The following is a 14,518-nucleotide window of genomic DNA, read 5'->3' as shown; positions in this document are numbered from 1 at the left end:
ATGGCGGTGAGGGGGGGATTGACTCGCTTCGCTCGCCCTGCGGGCAGCCTGTTCGCTTCGCTCTCAGTCTGTCCAACTGGCTGCGCCAGTTGTCGAACCCCGGTCGGGGGTTCTCATCCCCCCCTTGCGGAGAATATATAAGAAAAAAGCCCGTACTTTCGTACGAGCTCTCGTCTTGAATATGGCGGTGAGGGGGGGATTCGAACCCCCGATACGTTGCCGTATACACACTTTCCAGGCGTGCTCCTTCAGCCACTCGGACACCTCACCATATTGTCATCCCGTTGTTGTCGGGACGGGCGCTAATGTAAGGAAAAGCCGTACTGCCGTCAACCCACTTTTTCAGTAATTTAGCGTGTTTAGACAAACTTCAGGCAACCTGATTTCGAAATGTGCGAAAAGCGTCTCTTTTATCAGCAACGCGGTTTAGCGATAAATTTGTTATGCTGACAAGCCAGTTGAAAATGAAAATAAAACAGCGCAATAAAAGGCAATGACTATGGATATTATCTTCTATCACCCCACTTTTGATACGGCTTACTGGATTAAGGCGCTCACGGCGGCACTGCCTGGCGCACGCGTTCGCGAATGGAAACAGGGCGATAATGAACATGCCGACTACGCGCTGGTCTGGCATCCCCCGGTCGAAATGCTTCAGGGACGCCGTTTGAAGGCGGTGTTTGCTCTTGGTGCGGGGGTGGATTCCATTCTCAGTAAGCTGAAGGCTCACCCTGAAATGCTGCCGGAAGATATTCCCCTGTTTCGTCTGGAAGATACCGGTATGGGGGAGCAGATGCAGGAATACGCCGTAAGCCAGGTGCTGCACTGGTTCCGCCGCTTCGACGATTATCAGGCGTTTAAACAGCAATCCCACTGGGAACCTCTCCCGGATTATCAGCGTGAAGATTTCATCATCGGCATCCTCGGGGCGGGTGTGCTGGGTTCGAAAGTCGCCGAAGCGCTCGCCCCGTGGGGCTTCCCACTGCGCTGCTGGAGCCGGAGCCGTAAGGATTATCCGGGCGTCGAGAGCTTTGCCGGAACGGACGAACTCCCGGCGTTCCTGAAAGGGACACGCGTTCTCATTAACCTGCTGCCGAATACGGCGGAAACGGTCGGCATTATCAATGGCACGCTCCTCAACCAGTTGGCAGAAGATAGCTACTTAATGAACCTGGCGCGCGGGGTACACGTTGTGGAAGACGATCTGCTGAAAGCGCTGGATAGCGGTAAACTGAAAGGCGCAATGCTGGATGTGTATAGCCGCGAACCGCTGCCGACAGACAGCCCGCTTTGGGCACATCCGCGCGTGGCGATGACGCCCCATATTGCGGCCGTGACGCGCCCGGCGGAGGCCGTGGCGTATATCTCGCATACCATCAGCGAAATAGAGAAGGGCAACGCGGTGACCGGACAGGTCGACAGACAGCGAGGCTACTGAGAGAAACCCGGCGTTCGCCGGGTTTTTGCTAATATTCGCCGCTGATAACTGCTATCCTTTGGAAAAACCGCAGAGGAGAGAAAGATGTATCCCGTTGACCTGCATATGCACACCGTCGCCAGTACTCACGCTTACAGTAACCTCCATGATTATATCGCTCAGGCGAAGCTGAAAGGCATCAAGCTGTTTGCGATAACCGATCACGGTCCGGATATGGCGGATGCGCCGCACTACTGGCATTTTGTGAATATGCGTATCTGGCCACGTCTGGTTGACGGTATCGGGATACTGCGAGGCATCGAAGCGAACATCAAAAATACCGACGGTGAAATTGACTGCACCGGCCCGATGCTGACCTCGTTAGATCTGATCCTCGCCGGCTTCCACGAGCCGGTCTTTGCGCCCCAGGATAAAGAGACCAACACCGCGGCGATGATTGCCACCATTGCCAGCGGCAATGTGCACATTATCAGCCACCCGGGAAATCCGAAATACCCGATCGATATTCAGGCCGTGGCACAGGCCGCAGCGAAGCACCGCGTGGCGCTGGAGATCAACAACTCCTCGTTCGTGCATTCGCGTAAGGGCAGTGAGGCCAACTGCCGCGACGTTGCGGCGGCCGTGCGTGACGCGGGCGGAATGGTGGCGCTGGGCTCTGATTCACACACGGCCTTCACGCTGGGTGATTTCAGCGAGTGCCTGAAAATATTGCGGGACGTGAATTTCCCGGAAGAACAGATCCTGAACGTCACGCCGCGTCGTATGCTCGACTTCCTTGAGTCGCGCGGCATGGCGCCGATTGATGAATTTGCCGATCTTTAATTAATAACGGAATAAAAACATGAATGAGTTTTCCATCCTTTGCCGCGTGCTGGGCACCTTATATTACCGCCAGCCGCAGGATCCGCTGCTGGTTCCGCTGTTTACCCTGATTCGTGAAGGTAAACTGGCGCAGAGCTGGCCGCTGGAACAGGATGAGTTGCTGGAACGCTTGCAAAAAAATTGCGATATGCAGCAGATTTCAACGGATTACAACGCGCTGTTCGTGGGGGAAGAGTGTCGCGTGTCGCCGTATCGTTCTGCCTGGCAGGAAGGTGCGACCGAAGCGGAAGTTCGGGCGTTTCTTTCAGAACGCGGCATGCCGCTGACGGATATGCCTGCCGATCATATCGGTACCCTGTTGCTGGCGGCCTCATGGATTGAAGATAAAGCAGGTGATGATGAGAATGAGGCGATTGAAACCCTGTTCGAAACGTATCTGCTGCCGTGGGTCGGAACCTTCCTGGGTAAAGTTGAAGCCCACGCCACCTCTCCGTTCTGGAGAACGCTGGCTCCGCTGACGCGTGACGCTATCGCTGCCATGTGGGATGAGCTGGAAGAAGAGAGTGAAGAGTGATTTAAATCACAAAAATCCTGCAACGATACATTTCAACTTGCACGTAACGTGCTTCTGATCTCATTTCTAGGGTGCGCATCTGCTAAGATGCGCACCATGAACATATTACTTTGTATTGCAATCACGACTGGCATCCTCTCCGGCCTCTGGGGTTGGGTGGCGGTATCTCTCGGTTTGTTGAGCTGGGCCGGTTTTCTTGGCTGCACGGCCTATTTCGCCTGTCCGCAGGGTGGTTTTAAAGGGCTCTTTATTTCAGGCAGCACGTTACTGAGTGGCGTGGTCTGGGCGCTGATCATTATGAAGGGCAGCGCGCTGGCGCCGCATGTGGAAATCCTGGGGTACCTCATGACCGGTATTGTGGCTTTCCTGATGTGCGTTCAGGCAAAACATCTGCTGTTGTCCTTTGTGCCCGGCACGTTCATGGGTGCCTGCGCGACCTTTGCAGGCCAGGGGGACTGGAAGCTGGTGGTCCCTTCGCTCATGCTGGGATTACTGTTTGGCTACGCTATGAAGAACAGCGGTCTCTGGCTTGCAGCCCGACGCGTGAAGAGCCAGAACGTTCCTGTGGTAGGTAAATAAAAAAAAGGCGAGACGAAAATCTCGCCTTTTTATACGCCGCCAATCATGACTCCGGCGGAACCGACATCTCACGGTATTTCACCAGCACCGCATTACTCACGTCACTTTTATTCTGAAGATCCCACAAGCCGCGATCGATACCGTCATTAATCAGGAAAATCACCCCGGTTTCGATGGCCGACATCAGACACAGCATGACCGGCTCGTTAGAGGTATAGCCAATTTCAGCCTCCAGCAAACGCTGGTAGTCGATAAAGCGGAATACCCCCGCCTGCACTTCATATGAGAGAATCGTTTTGCTGGTGGTCACGGAGGATAAAATTTCACCCGTGCTCACGTTAACCACGCGCAGGTTGACGGCAATCTGATCCAGCTGATACTGCGTGTCGGCCCCGATACCAAAGTAACGGGCACCCGCGCCGCCCGATTTCACGTTACTTTCGTAGCCGATAATCGAGCCTTCAACCATGATATTGGCTGCGGTGAGAGACTGTAGCGGCATGCGGTTATTGACGCCAACGGTACCATTCTCCTGTGCAGCACGAATGATTTTTCGTTCGTTAAGCAGGTTTTGCAGCCCCTGGCGTTCCAGCGGGATAAACCAGCGCGAATCTTTCAGGGCGGTAACCAGCATCGCGGTGGCGCTCTGCGGTACGGCCGTGGAGAAGTTACTGGCCGGATACGGTTTGAACTGGCCCGTCTCATCCTGAATGTTATAGACCGAGACGAATATCTTCCCGGTAGGGCCCGGCAGATGCGTCAGATCCCGATAGCTCTGGGCACGGGGCATTAGGGTGGGTTTAGCGGCTTCTTTTGGCGGGGCAGTTAAACAACCGCTTAATAAGCACACTGCAACTAAAATAAAAAAGCGCTGCATAATAATTGTCCTTATTTCGGGGTTGTTTAGAAATCAGTTGAACTGGTCTGCAAACCGGAAACCTGGATTGTCGACGTCTTACCGGTTTTTCGGTCCGTCACATTTAACTGAAGCTGCCCGTCTTTATTGGCAATATCGACGATAAAGTCATTAGTGACCATCCGGCCGGGTTTTCCGGTATTAATGTTGGTTAATAAGCCACCTAATATTTGCGACTGGATGGCCTGAGTAAAATTATCCAGAGCTGACGGGGTCTCGATACCGAAATCATCGTCATAGCTGGGGTCTTTATAGGAGTTTTGAGCCTGCGCCTGGTTAAGCATAAAGGCTCCGTTATTCGGGTTGCCGCCAAAATTAGGGTTGCGGAACTGGAATGTCATATTTCCGGCCCAACTCAACGGCGCAATGAGCATTAACGAAATCACTGTGTGTGCGAGACGCATTACAGCCTCCGAAATAGGTGTCGTTGCTAGAACTCATCTTTTGCTAAATCGCCTGTGCTCAAAAGGGCTTTATCTAACTGTAGGCGGTTAATAGCTTCTTCTGTTTGTGCCAGTGCGAAAGCGACGTTCTGATCGAAGTCTCTTTTCGTTGGGAATAAAAAAGTCTGGTAAATAACGTCCTGATTAGCGGTTATTGTGATCCAGCTTCCCCACCGCGCACTGGGCCGTTCGTTGATGGTTAAATTACCCGGATAATCGCTTTCCCACTTATCGCTGAAGGCACGATAAAAATCGTGTCCGACAGAGGTGACGGTGTGGTCGGTCAACAGTCCAGGAACTTCCACCTCAACAGCCTGAAGGTTTCCGGCAGCAAGCATAATGCCTGCGGCGGCAATCCAACTTAGAGTGCGTTTCATGCTATTAACGCCTGAGGTTATCGTTTGCCCACGACACCGCCTGCGTGCGATTTTTAACAGCTATCTTTTTGAAAAGATTATAAAGATGCGTCTTAACCGTATTTTCGCTGATAAATAACGAACGGGCGATTTCAATATTTGAAGCACCAATACGCAGTTTGTTCAGGATCTCTTTCTCACGGTGCGTCAGAAGGGCCGATTCCGAACTGTTATAGCGATAATTTCCGGAGTGGGTAATGAGGTAGCTGGCCAGTTTTTGCGAGAAATAACACTCCCCCCGCAATATGCCCTGCAAACCCTCCACGACACGGTTTTCTTCTTCTGTAACGTAAAACACACCGTTAATATGCGGCCAGCTCTCAATTTCGCGGAAAGGATACTCATCAGGCGTATTCAATAACAACACGCGGATATTATTGTTTTTCCTGCTTAAATTATCTTGCCAGTAATGAATCAGTTTTTTATCCGCTTCCATCATATCGAGAAGAATGATGCTGCCAGGAGCGATATCATCAAAAGAACGTTGAATGTTATGAAGTTTCCCGTTAAGTGACAGGCATTGTTTTAAATGCTGCAATAACGCTGTCGCTTGTAAGGAAGGTTTTGTGATCAACAATAATGTATGACCGGGTAAGCTATGGACTTCATTAAACATGATGAAACCCCACGTTATTTATGACACCCGGCAGCTGCCCTCGTATTATTGAAAAGGGCACCAGAAGTACTGCAGGTGTGGCACTGCTGTGTGTAGTTAAAAAACCTTCCTCCAAAGGAGGCGGTAAAATTAAAAACAAATAACGTACTGCTGTTTTCAATCTAGCTATTGCAAACTTTAAAGCAAGTGTTAATCGTGTAACAGAATGTAAAATTCGATATTTATTTGTGTATTTTGCGGGGTTAATAGATTTTAAGATAAGGGGAAAGTTGTACAGGTGTATAAACGTGCACAGATTTTAAAAACCATACGGTATATTATAATGAGTTGTATTATCTGGTTTTTTATTATTGTAAGCCAGCCGGTAAAAAGTATGAACTCTGCTAAAAACATAAGACTTCCCTAAGCCGGAATTTTTTCTTAAGAAAACTTGCTTCGTGTCACGCGCGTGACAAAGGGCATTGTCGTTTTTGTCTGAAGAAGCCGGTACAGGTTGGACAGCCTGTCTCGCTGTTGTACAAGCGCAGGAAGACATTTTTGGTTTCTGCTTTAGGCGAGTATCCCGTCGTTTCAGGCGAGATTTACGACTTTGTGGTGAAGGGGTATATAAAAATAAGGCGCACGGGTGAGATATTAAACATGTTTCGGCAGACATACTCTTTTCCGTAACGCGGCGTTAACAAAACGAATCGCGTTAACGGAGTAAGGAATACATTTTTTATAGCCAGGTCCAGGGTGACAGCATGAAAAACAAAACGTTGTTTATGATGTTTACATTACTGGGTGCGCCTGGGTTTGTAATCGCAGGTGATTCAGATTTAGCCAGTTCTGAATATAATTTTGCGATAAATGAATTAAGTAAAGCTTCATACAATCAGGCAGCCATTATTGGTCAACAGGGTTCAGGAAATAATGCTGATGTACGCCAGGGCGGTTCTAAATTGCTGTCCGTTATTTCCCAGGAGGGCGGGAATAACCGCGCGAATGTTGATCAGTCAGGGACGTATAACCTTGCTTATATCGATCAGACCGGCAACGGCAACGATGCGAGTATTAAGCAGGGCGCTTTTGGCAACACCGCCATGATTATCCAGAAAGGCTCGGGTAACAGGGCGAATATAACGCAGTATGGTACGCAGAAAACAGCAGTTGTAGTACAGAGACAGTCGCAGATGGCTATTCGCGTTATTCAACGCTAGCGATGTGTGACGCCTTAATCAATCCGATGGGGGTTTACCATGAAACTTTTCAAAGTGGCAGTTATTGCAGCAATCGTAGTTTCTGGCAGTGCTTTCGCAGGTGCGGTACCACAATTTGGCGGCGGTCACGGTGGTGGCTGGGGTGGCGGCAATAACGGCCCTGACTCAACCCTGAGCATTTACCAGTACGGCGGCGGTAACTCCGCGCTTGCTTTGCAGACGGACGCCCGAGATTCTGAATTGACCATTACCCAGCATGGTGGCGGTAACGGCGCAGACGTTGGCCAGGGCTCTGATGACAGTTCTATCGATCTGCTGCAAAAAGGCTTTGGTAACAGCGCCACCATCGACCAGTGGAATAGCAAAGATTCTGTTATCAACGTGAAACAGTTCGGCGGCGGCAACGGCGCGGCGGTAGACCAGACAGCGTCCGGCTCAACGGTGACTGTGCACCAGGTTGGCTTCGGCAACAACGCGACCGCACACCAGTACTGATTCATTTCTGTACCAAAAAACAGGGCATGCGCCCTGTTTTTTTTCGGGAGGATCTCATGAGCACCTTCATTCTCCTTGCCGCGCTTGCCAGCCAGATAACGTTCAGCACCTCACAGCAGGCAAATGTGACAACCATTATTCCTCAGGTCACGCTGGCAGACGCCTGCGAATGTCAGGTTGAGGTGTTATCTGTCCGACAGGGGCAGGGGGGACAAAGTACATCGCGGCAGAAAAATACTCTTTTTATACCCGCTAATCAGCCGATTGATCTAACGCGAATCAGTTTAAATATTCGCTCAGGGGATGCGGTAAAAATAATCGTCACCGTTTCCGATGGAAAATCGCTTCATTTATCACAGCAGTGGAACGCACCGGCAAGTACGCTTTAATCATTCATAAAATCAATGATTTAATAAAGTGGCGGCGCTGCACAGGTAAGCTATGCTGATATCAAGAACCCAGCAAACGGGTTGCTTAAATTGATACGTCATAACGGAGCGTTTTTACCCCTCAAGGACGAATTTCATTGAGGAGTACAAATAATGTTCAAATCCGCAGCGTGTATTATTTCTGGTCTGGGACTGATCCTGTCCTCTTTTTTTCCTCCGGCTTATTCAGCAACTATAGAGAATGGTGGGGTGATTCATTTTCGTGGCGCGGTGGTCGCTGACCCGTGCGAAGTCACGCCCCGGCATCAGCAGTTTGCAATTTCCTGCCCGGAAAATAACCGTATGAAAACGCATACCATCAGTTATGACGAGGCGCTCCGGGGCCATCATCCTCACTCAGAGCTGGCCGCTGTCACCATGAAATATCTGAATGAAAAGAAAACGCTTGCGGTCGTTCAGGTGGATTACCGTTAACCGCCGTTTTTTTCGCGACAGTTTTTCTCCTTCTCCCTCTGCGATACACTGATGAAAAAGGCGGGTTGCAGAGGGTGTTTATGAGACCGCAAATCGACGTTATTCATGGCGATATCACGACGGTGCACGTTGACGTGATCGTCAACGCAGCCAATTCCTCCCTGATGGGTGGGGGCGGGGTAGACGGTGCCATTCACCGGGCCGCGGGCCCTCAGCTCCTTGAAGCATGCAAAACCGTGCGCCAGCAGCAGGGAGAGTGCCCGCCGGGGCATGCTGTTATTACGCTTGCGGGCGATCTCCCGGCCAAAGCGGTGATCCATACCGTTGGACCTGTCTGGCACGGTGGCGACCGCCATGAGGCTGAGATTCTGGAGCAGGCTTATCGTAACTGCCTGCGGCTTGCGGCAGATAACGGCTATAAGACCATGGCGTTCCCCGCCATTAGCACCGGGGTGTACGGTTATCCAAAGGAAGCGGCAGCTACGATCGCCGTGAATACCGTTTATCACTACCTTTCCCTCAAACCCATGCCGGAAAAAGTCATTTTTGTCTGTTTCGATGAGCACACCGCCGACCTGTATCAGCGGCTTTTGACCGCGCGCAGCCAGGCATTTTGATGTCTGAAAAGCAAAAACGGCGCTCTGGAGGCGCCGTTTTTTTATCCCGCTTTAACCTGAGGTTTGCCTGAGAACAGGAAACGCAAAAGCGGGATCCGCAGGTGGATTTCATACAACACGATGGCAATGCCAACCACAAAGACCAGACCGGTGAAGAAGCCCAGCGCATTCGATTTGATATGCGGCGTAATGTACGCCCCGAAAAACAGCGTCAGCGGATGGTGGACCAGGTAGATAAACAGTGAAGCATTAACGAAATAGGTGACGCGACTTGATTTAAAATTCAGCAGACGATGGCCAAGGGCGAACACCACGTTAACCATCCACAGGCCCATCAGCATCGTTATCACGCTCTCTGTCTCATACATCCACGCGTCCCCGCTGCCAAAGCGCTGATTGAGAAGATAGGCGGCAAAGGCCAGCGCAGCACCCACCGCACACCAGGGGGAGGGGGTGGTAAACAGCGCTTTAAGCCGGGGATGAATAAATGCTAGCGCCCCAATCAGGAAGAAGGGGATGTAGAACAGGGTCTGCATCACCACGAAATTAAACAGCCCATCGCTCAGAATGGGAGGGTAGACAATGAGTAGCGTACGCCTGACGGCGGCATACGCGACCCCCAGCGCAAGAAACAGCAGCGACAGCTTGCCCAGGGTGATGTTGGCGAAGAAGGTCGAGGTTGCGGCGCTCGCGCGCTGGCGCAGTTGACTGAAGATCAGCAAACTCACCGTGGTTAGCACCACCAGTACCAGCAGGAACCAGAGGTGGGAAATCAGCTCCCAGACCAGGGTGTTGTATTTCTCATAGAACGAGAGATTAGGCCAGTTTTCCGCCTTGCCTTTAACATGCTGCAACATGATGAACTGCGGCAGCGTCAGCAGCGGAATGGCCGTCAACATTGGTATGCCCACGCGCTCCACGCGTACTTTCCACCACCGCTTGAGGGGATAGCGCAAGAAGAGCATGTAAGAGAAATAGCCTGAAATGACGAAAAACACCTGCATGCGGAAGGCATGGATAAAATCATTGAACAGCGTCAGCCACCAGGAGGGCATCTGGCTGTTCACATGCCAGGTGTGGCTGGAATAGATCAGTGAAATATGAAAAGGGATCCCCAATAGCATGAGCCATGCGCGGATCGAGTCGAGGAAATATTCACGTTGTACAGGGGTTGTGCTCATATAACTTTGCGCATTCTCAGACTTTTCGCCTTATCCCTAAGGCTCATAATGGTTACATTCGGAGCCAACCCTACACCAAGACCGACACCCTGTCTCCAGGATAAGCACGCAAAGTGAAAAGCGGGTTCTTTCATTTGCTTAATCCATGAGCCAGCGAGCTGAACAAAGCAGTGATAATGTTGTCGGATTGCCTGAGTTTCCATTAAAATGGATCGGATCGATATAAGCACACAAAGGGGGAAGTGCTTACTTATTATGAAACATAAACCACAAATGATGAAAATGCGTTGGTTGGGTGTAGCAGTGCTGTTGTCACTGTATACCTCATCTGCACTGGCCTTTAACATCGATGATGTCGCAAAACAGGCTAAATCGATGGCGGGCAAGAGCTACGAAGCGCCAAAAAGTAACCTGCCCTCCGTTTTCCGCGACATGAAATACGCGGACTATCAGCAGATCCAGTTCAATCACGATAAAGCGTACTGGAACAATATTAAAACCCCGTTCAAGCTTGAATTTTACCACCAGGGTATGTACTTCGACACGCCGGTTGCCATCAATGAAGTGACGGCGACCGCGGTACGTAAAATCAAGTACAGCCCGGATTATTTCAATTTTGGCGATGTGCAACACGATAAAGACACGGTGAAAGACCTCGGCTTCGCAGGCTTCAAGGTGCTTTACCCGATTAACAGCAAAGATAAAAACGACGAAATCGTCAGCATGCTTGGTGCCAGCTACTTCCGCGTGATTGGCGCGGGGCAGGTGTACGGGCTTTCTGCGCGCGGTCTGGCAATTGATACCGCGCTGCCATCAGGTGAAGAATTTCCACGTTTTCGCGAGTTCTGGATCGAACGTCCAAAACCAACCGACAAACGTCTGACAATTTATGCGCTGCTGGACTCCCCTCGTGCGACAGGCGCTTATCGCTTCGTGATCATGCCAGGGCGTGACACGGTGGTTGACGTGCAGTCTAAAGTTTACCTGCGCGATAAAGTGGGCAAACTGGGCGTCGCGCCGCTGACCAGCATGTTCCTGTTCGGGCCGAATCAGCCGTCTCCGGCGACTAACTTCCGCCCTCAACTGCATGATTCTAATGGCCTTTCCATTCATGCTGGTAACGGCGAGTGGATCTGGCGTCCGCTGAACAACCCGAAACACCTCGCCGTCAGCAGCTTTGCGATGGAAAACCCGCAGGGCTTTGGTCTGCTGCAACGTGGCCGTCAGTTCTCCCGCTTTGAAGATCTGGACGACCGCTACGATCTGCGCCCAAGCGCCTGGGTTACACCGAAAGGCGACTGGGGTAAAGGCAAGGTTGAGTTGGTTGAAATTCCAACCAATGATGAAACCAACGATAACATCGTGGCGTACTGGACACCGGATCAGCTGCCTGAAGCCGGTAAAGAGATGAACTTCAAGTATGCGATCACCTTCAGCCGTGACGAAGACAAACTGCACGCACCGGATAACGCGTATGTGATGCAGACGCGTCGTTCTACGGGGGACGTGAAGCAGTCCAACCTGATTCGTCAGCCGGATGGCACGCTGGCATTTATCGTGGACTTCACCGGGCAGGATATGAAAAAACTGGCGCCGGATACTGCCGTGACGGCACAGGCCAGCATTGGCGATAACGGTGAAATCGTTGAGAACGCTGTGCGTTACAATCCGGTCACCAAAGGGTGGCGTTTGACCCTGCGCGTGAAGGTGAAAGATCCGAAACAGACCACTGAAATGCGCGCCGCGCTGGTCAGTAACGATAAGCCGCTGAGTGAAACCTGGAGCTATCAGCTACCTGCCAATGAATAATACATCTGAATATATTGATGCCATGCCGCTAACGGACATTGAAAAAGCGGCACTCCCTGCGAGCGACATCCGCGCGGTTCACACCGCGCTGGATGGTGAACATCGTCACTTTTCCCGTGATGATGATACGCCGCTGGGGTCAGTGAAGGCACGTCTGGAGCAGGCATGGCCAGACTCGCTGGCAGAAGGGCAGTTAATCAAGGATGACGAAGGGCGTGACCAGCTACAGGCGATGCCGAAGGCCACGCGTTCCTCTATGTTCCCCGATCCGTGGCGCACCAACCCGGTGGGTCGCTTCTGGGATCGCCTGCGTGGGCGTGACGTGACGCCGCGCTATCTGTCACGTCTGACCAAAGAACAGCAGGCGTCCGAGCAGAAATGGCGTACCGTGGGAACGATTCGTCGTTACATTCTGCTGCTGCTGACGCTGGCACAGACGGTTGTCGCCACCTGGTACATGAAAACTATTCTGCCGTACCAGGGCTGGGCATTGATTAACCCTGCTGACATGATTGGCCAGGATATCTGGGTCTCCTTCATGCAGCTGCTGCCGTATATTTTACAGAGCGGCATCCTTCTGCTGTTTGCCGTGCTGTTCTGTTGGGTCTCCGCCGGGTTCTGGACGGCGCTGATGGGCTTCCTGCAACTGCTGATGGGGCGTGACAAATACAGCATTTCCGCGTCGACGGTCGGGGATGAACCCCTCAATCCTGAGCACCGTACCGCGCTGATCATGCCTATCTGTAACGAAGATGTTGACCGCGTATTCGCCGGGCTGCGTGCCACCTGGGAGTCCGTAAAGGCGACCGGTAACGCGGCGCATTTCGACGTCTACATCCTGAGCGACAGCTACAACCCGGATATCTGCGTGGCAGAGCAAAAAGCCTGGATGGAGCTGATTGCTGAAGTGCAGGGCGAAGGACAGATCTTCTACCGTCGTCGTCGTCGTCGTGTTAAGCGTAAGAGCGGGAACATCGATGACTTCTGCCGTCGCTGGGGTAACCAGTACAGCTACATGGTGGTACTGGATGCGGACTCCGTGATGAGCGGCGACTGTCTGAGCGGGCTGGTCCGTCTGATGGAAGCCAATCCGAACGCGGGTATTATTCAGTCCTCGCCAAAAGCGTCCGGTATGGACACGCTATATGCGCGCTGCCAGCAGTTTGCGACCCGCGTCTACGGGCCGCTATTTACTGCCGGTCTGCACTTCTGGCAGCTGGGTGAATCTCACTACTGGGGCCACAACGCCATTATCCGCGTGAAGCCATTCATCGAGCACTGCGCCCTGGCGCCGCTGCCGGGTGAAGGATCGTTTGCCGGGTCCATTCTGTCGCATGACTTTGTGGAAGCCGCGCTGATGCGTCGCGCAGGGTGGGGCGTCTGGATTGCCTACGATCTGCCGGGCTCGTATGAAGAGCTGCCGCCGAACCTGCTGGATGAGCTCAAGCGCGACCGCCGCTGGTGTCACGGTAACCTGATGAACTTCCGCCTGTTCCTGGTGAAGGGGATGCACCCTGTTCACCGTGCGGTGTTCCTGACGGGCGTCATGTCCTATCTGTCTGCGCCGCTGTGGTTTATGTTCCTGGCACTCTCGACCGCGTTGCAGGTTGTGCATGCCCTGACGGAGCCGCAGTACTTCCTGCAACCGCGCCAGCTGTTCCCGGTGTGGCCGCAGTGGCGTCCGGAGCTGGCGATTGCGCTGTTCGCGTCGACCATGGTGCTGCTGTTCCTGCCTAAGCTGCTCAGTATCATTCTGATCTGGTGTAAAGGTTCGAAGGAGTACGGTGGTTTCTGCCGCGTAACCCTTTCACTGCTGCTGGAAGTGCTATTCTCGGTCCTGCTGGCACCGGTGCGTATGCTGTTCCACACGGTATTCGTGGTGAGCGCGTTCCTGGGATGGGAAGTGGTGTGGAATTCACCGCAGCGTGACGATGACTCTACGCCATGGAGTGAAGCCTTTATGCGCCACGGCTCTCAGCTACTACTGGGCCTGGTGTGGGCCGTTGGTATGGCCTGGCTGGATCTGCGTTTCCTGTTCTGGCTGGCGCCAATCGTCTTCTCGCTGATCCTGTCGCCATTTGTGTCGGTGATCTCCAGCCGTTCTACGGTGGGCCTGCGTACCAAACGCTGGAAGCTGTTCCTGATCCCGGAAGAGTATTCTCCGCCGCAGGTGCTGGTGGATACCGATACCTATCTGGAGCAGAACCGCAAACGCACGCTGGATGATGGCTTTATGCACGCCGTGTTTAACCCGTCATTCAACGCGCTGGCAACCGCGATGGCGACTGCGCGTCACCGCGCCAGCCAGGTGCTGGAGATCGCCCGCGATCGCCACGTTGAGCAGGCGCTGAACGAGACGCCAGAAAAGCTTAACCGCGACCGTCGTCTGGTGCTGTTGAGCGATCCGGTGACGATGGCACGGCTTCACTACCGCGTGTGGACTTCTCCGGAGAGATACTCTTCGTGGGTGAACTACTACAAGGACGTGAAGCTGAATCCGCTGGCACTGAAGACGAAGTAAGTTGTTAAGTAGGGCGGGTAAGCGAAGCG

At 52.6% G+C, this 14,518-nt stretch carries 16 protein-coding genes, 1 tRNA gene and 1 other RNA gene; 11 read left to right on the top strand and 7 right to left on the bottom strand.

The annotated features are described in order from the left end of the window. Position 1: 1 nt before the first annotated feature. Positions 2-138: non-coding RNA, RtT sRNA (locus INF86_RS04145), on the bottom strand. Between the two features lie 44 nt (positions 139-182). Then, positions 183-270 (bottom strand) — tRNA-Ser (locus INF86_RS04140). 229 nt (positions 271-499) lie between these two features. Here INF86_RS04140 and ghrA point away from each other — a divergent pair. The 4 genes from ghrA to INF86_RS04120 all read left to right on the top strand — a co-directional run bounded on the left by ghrA (position 500) and on the right by INF86_RS04120 (position 3,413). Continuing rightward, entirely contained in the window at positions 500-1,438 is a 939-nt protein-coding gene (gene ghrA / locus INF86_RS04135; RefSeq protein WP_063149018.1) for a glyoxylate/hydroxypyruvate reductase GhrA, read from the top strand. 84 nt (positions 1,439-1,522) lie between these two features. Next, positions 1,523-2,260, top strand: coding sequence for a phosphatase (locus INF86_RS04130; protein WP_022647697.1), 738 nt, complete (start codon positions 1,523-1,525; stop codon positions 2,258-2,260). 19 nt (positions 2,261-2,279) lie between these two features. Then, on the top strand, positions 2,280-2,834 hold the full coding sequence (locus tag INF86_RS04125) for a molecular chaperone (RefSeq protein WP_045307924.1): 555 nt from the start codon (positions 2,280-2,282) through the stop codon (positions 2,832-2,834). Between the two features lie 96 nt (positions 2,835-2,930). Beyond that, a complete protein-coding gene (locus tag INF86_RS04120) occupies positions 2,931-3,413 on the top strand; it encodes a DUF1097 domain-containing protein (RefSeq protein ID WP_074169601.1) in 483 nt (160 codons plus the stop codon). Positions 3,414-3,456: 43 nt separating this feature from the next. On the opposite strand, the gene csgG is transcribed toward INF86_RS04120, so the two are convergent. From csgG to csgD, 4 genes are read right to left on the bottom strand one after another with little or no spacing between them, the layout of a single operon-like run. After that, positions 3,457-4,290: a curli production assembly/transport protein CsgG gene (gene csgG / locus INF86_RS04115; RefSeq protein WP_023299773.1), complete on the bottom strand. Its 834-nt coding sequence runs from the start codon at positions 4,288-4,290 to the stop codon at positions 3,457-3,459. Positions 4,291-4,316: 26 nt separating this feature from the next. Next, positions 4,317-4,733, bottom strand: a complete 417-nt coding sequence (gene csgF, locus INF86_RS04110) for a curli production assembly/transport protein CsgF (RefSeq protein ID WP_003858054.1) — start codon at positions 4,731-4,733, stop codon at positions 4,317-4,319. A gap of 26 nt (positions 4,734-4,759) precedes the next feature. Continuing rightward, positions 4,760-5,149 carry a curli production assembly/transport protein CsgE gene (gene csgE, locus INF86_RS04105; RefSeq protein WP_003858052.1) on the bottom strand — a complete coding sequence of 130 codons (390 nt, stop codon included), beginning with the start codon at positions 5,147-5,149 and terminating at the stop codon, positions 4,760-4,762. Between the two features lie 4 nt (positions 5,150-5,153). Then, a complete protein-coding gene (csgD, locus tag INF86_RS04100) occupies positions 5,154-5,804 on the bottom strand; it encodes a biofilm master transcriptional regulator CsgD (protein ID WP_006809293.1) in 651 nt (216 codons plus the stop codon). Between the two features lie 743 nt (positions 5,805-6,547). Here csgD and csgB point away from each other — a divergent pair. From csgB to ymdB, 5 genes are all read left to right on the top strand, one after another. Next, positions 6,548-7,003 carry a curli minor subunit CsgB gene (gene csgB / locus INF86_RS04095; protein ID WP_023299774.1) on the top strand — a complete coding sequence of 152 codons (456 nt, stop codon included), beginning with the start codon at positions 6,548-6,550 and terminating at the stop codon, positions 7,001-7,003. Positions 7,004-7,042: 39 nt separating this feature from the next. Beyond that, positions 7,043-7,498, top strand: coding sequence for a curli major subunit CsgA (gene csgA, locus INF86_RS04090; protein WP_003858043.1), 456 nt, complete (start codon positions 7,043-7,045; stop codon positions 7,496-7,498). 56 nt (positions 7,499-7,554) lie between these two features. Continuing rightward, positions 7,555-7,887, top strand: a complete 333-nt coding sequence (csgC, locus tag INF86_RS04085) for a curli assembly chaperone CsgC (RefSeq protein ID WP_023299776.1) — start codon at positions 7,555-7,557, stop codon at positions 7,885-7,887. A 153-nt stretch (positions 7,888-8,040) separates the two neighbouring features. After that, positions 8,041-8,361 carry a type 1 fimbrial protein gene (locus INF86_RS04080; protein WP_063146125.1) on the top strand — a complete coding sequence of 107 codons (321 nt, stop codon included), beginning with the start codon at positions 8,041-8,043 and terminating at the stop codon, positions 8,359-8,361. 80 nt (positions 8,362-8,441) lie between these two features. Beyond that, the gene (gene ymdB, locus INF86_RS04075) at positions 8,442-8,978 is read left to right on the top strand and encodes an O-acetyl-ADP-ribose deacetylase (RefSeq protein WP_038415816.1); all 537 of its coding nucleotides are present in this window, start codon (positions 8,442-8,444) and stop codon (positions 8,976-8,978) included. Positions 8,979-9,019: 41 nt separating this feature from the next. Here ymdB and mdoC read toward each other — a convergent pair whose 3' ends face one another. Next, complete coding sequence (mdoC, locus tag INF86_RS04070) at positions 9,020-10,159, bottom strand: glucans biosynthesis protein MdoC (protein WP_022647705.1); 1,140 nt, start codon at positions 10,157-10,159, stop codon at positions 9,020-9,022. A gap of 255 nt (positions 10,160-10,414) precedes the next feature. Here mdoC and mdoG point away from each other — a divergent pair, with 255 nt between their 5' ends. After that, positions 10,415-11,968, top strand: coding sequence for a glucans biosynthesis protein MdoG (gene mdoG, locus INF86_RS04065; RefSeq protein ID WP_032622136.1), 1,554 nt, complete (start codon positions 10,415-10,417; stop codon positions 11,966-11,968). Then, on the top strand, positions 11,961-14,489 hold the full coding sequence (mdoH, locus tag INF86_RS04060; protein WP_022647707.1) for a glucans biosynthesis glucosyltransferase MdoH: 2,529 nt from the start codon (positions 11,961-11,963) through the stop codon (positions 14,487-14,489). The genes mdoG and mdoH overlap by 8 nt, the downstream gene beginning before the upstream one ends. The last annotated feature ends 29 nt before the right edge of the window (positions 14,490-14,518 follow it).

The sequence above is a fragment of the Enterobacter cloacae complex sp. I1M genome (genome assembly GCF_014982425.1).
GTDB lineage: Bacteria > Pseudomonadota > Gammaproteobacteria > Enterobacterales > Enterobacteriaceae > Enterobacter > Enterobacter intestinihominis.
The sequence above is the reverse complement of the archived record's forward strand: the minus strand, read 5'-3'. Positions and strand labels throughout refer to the sequence as shown.

What these genes read in the sequence shown, in the direction of transcription:
- ghrA (WP_063149018.1), top strand. Translation starts at nt 500, where the DNA reads ATGGATATTATCTTCTATCACCCCACTTTTGATACGGCTTACTGGATT.
- INF86_RS04130 (WP_022647697.1), top strand. Translation starts at nt 1,523, where the DNA reads ATGTATCCCGTTGACCTGCATATGCACACCGTCGCCAGTACTCACGCT.
- INF86_RS04125 (WP_045307924.1), top strand. Translation starts at nt 2,280, where the DNA reads ATGAATGAGTTTTCCATCCTTTGCCGCGTGCTGGGCACCTTATATTAC.
- INF86_RS04120 (WP_074169601.1), top strand. Translation starts at nt 2,931, where the DNA reads ATGAACATATTACTTTGTATTGCAATCACGACTGGCATCCTCTCCGGC.
- csgG (WP_023299773.1), bottom strand. Translation starts at nt 4,290, where the DNA reads ATGCAGCGCTTTTTTATTTTAGTTGCAGTGTGCTTATTAAGCGGTTGT.
- csgF (WP_003858054.1), bottom strand. Translation starts at nt 4,733, where the DNA reads ATGCGTCTCGCACACACAGTGATTTCGTTAATGCTCATTGCGCCGTTG.
- csgE (WP_003858052.1), bottom strand. Translation starts at nt 5,149, where the DNA reads ATGAAACGCACTCTAAGTTGGATTGCCGCCGCAGGCATTATGCTTGCT.
- csgD (WP_006809293.1), bottom strand. Translation starts at nt 5,804, where the DNA reads ATGTTTAATGAAGTCCATAGCTTACCCGGTCATACATTATTGTTGATC.
- csgB (WP_023299774.1), top strand. Translation starts at nt 6,548, where the DNA reads ATGAAAAACAAAACGTTGTTTATGATGTTTACATTACTGGGTGCGCCT.
- csgA (WP_003858043.1), top strand. Translation starts at nt 7,043, where the DNA reads ATGAAACTTTTCAAAGTGGCAGTTATTGCAGCAATCGTAGTTTCTGGC.
- csgC (WP_023299776.1), top strand. Translation starts at nt 7,555, where the DNA reads ATGAGCACCTTCATTCTCCTTGCCGCGCTTGCCAGCCAGATAACGTTC.
- INF86_RS04080 (WP_063146125.1), top strand. Translation starts at nt 8,041, where the DNA reads ATGTTCAAATCCGCAGCGTGTATTATTTCTGGTCTGGGACTGATCCTG.
- ymdB (WP_038415816.1), top strand. Translation starts at nt 8,442, where the DNA reads ATGAGACCGCAAATCGACGTTATTCATGGCGATATCACGACGGTGCAC.
- mdoC (WP_022647705.1), bottom strand. Translation starts at nt 10,159, where the DNA reads ATGAGCACAACCCCTGTACAACGTGAATATTTCCTCGACTCGATCCGC.
- mdoG (WP_032622136.1), top strand. Translation starts at nt 10,415, where the DNA reads ATGAAACATAAACCACAAATGATGAAAATGCGTTGGTTGGGTGTAGCA.
- mdoH (WP_022647707.1), top strand. Translation starts at nt 11,961, where the DNA reads ATGAATAATACATCTGAATATATTGATGCCATGCCGCTAACGGACATT.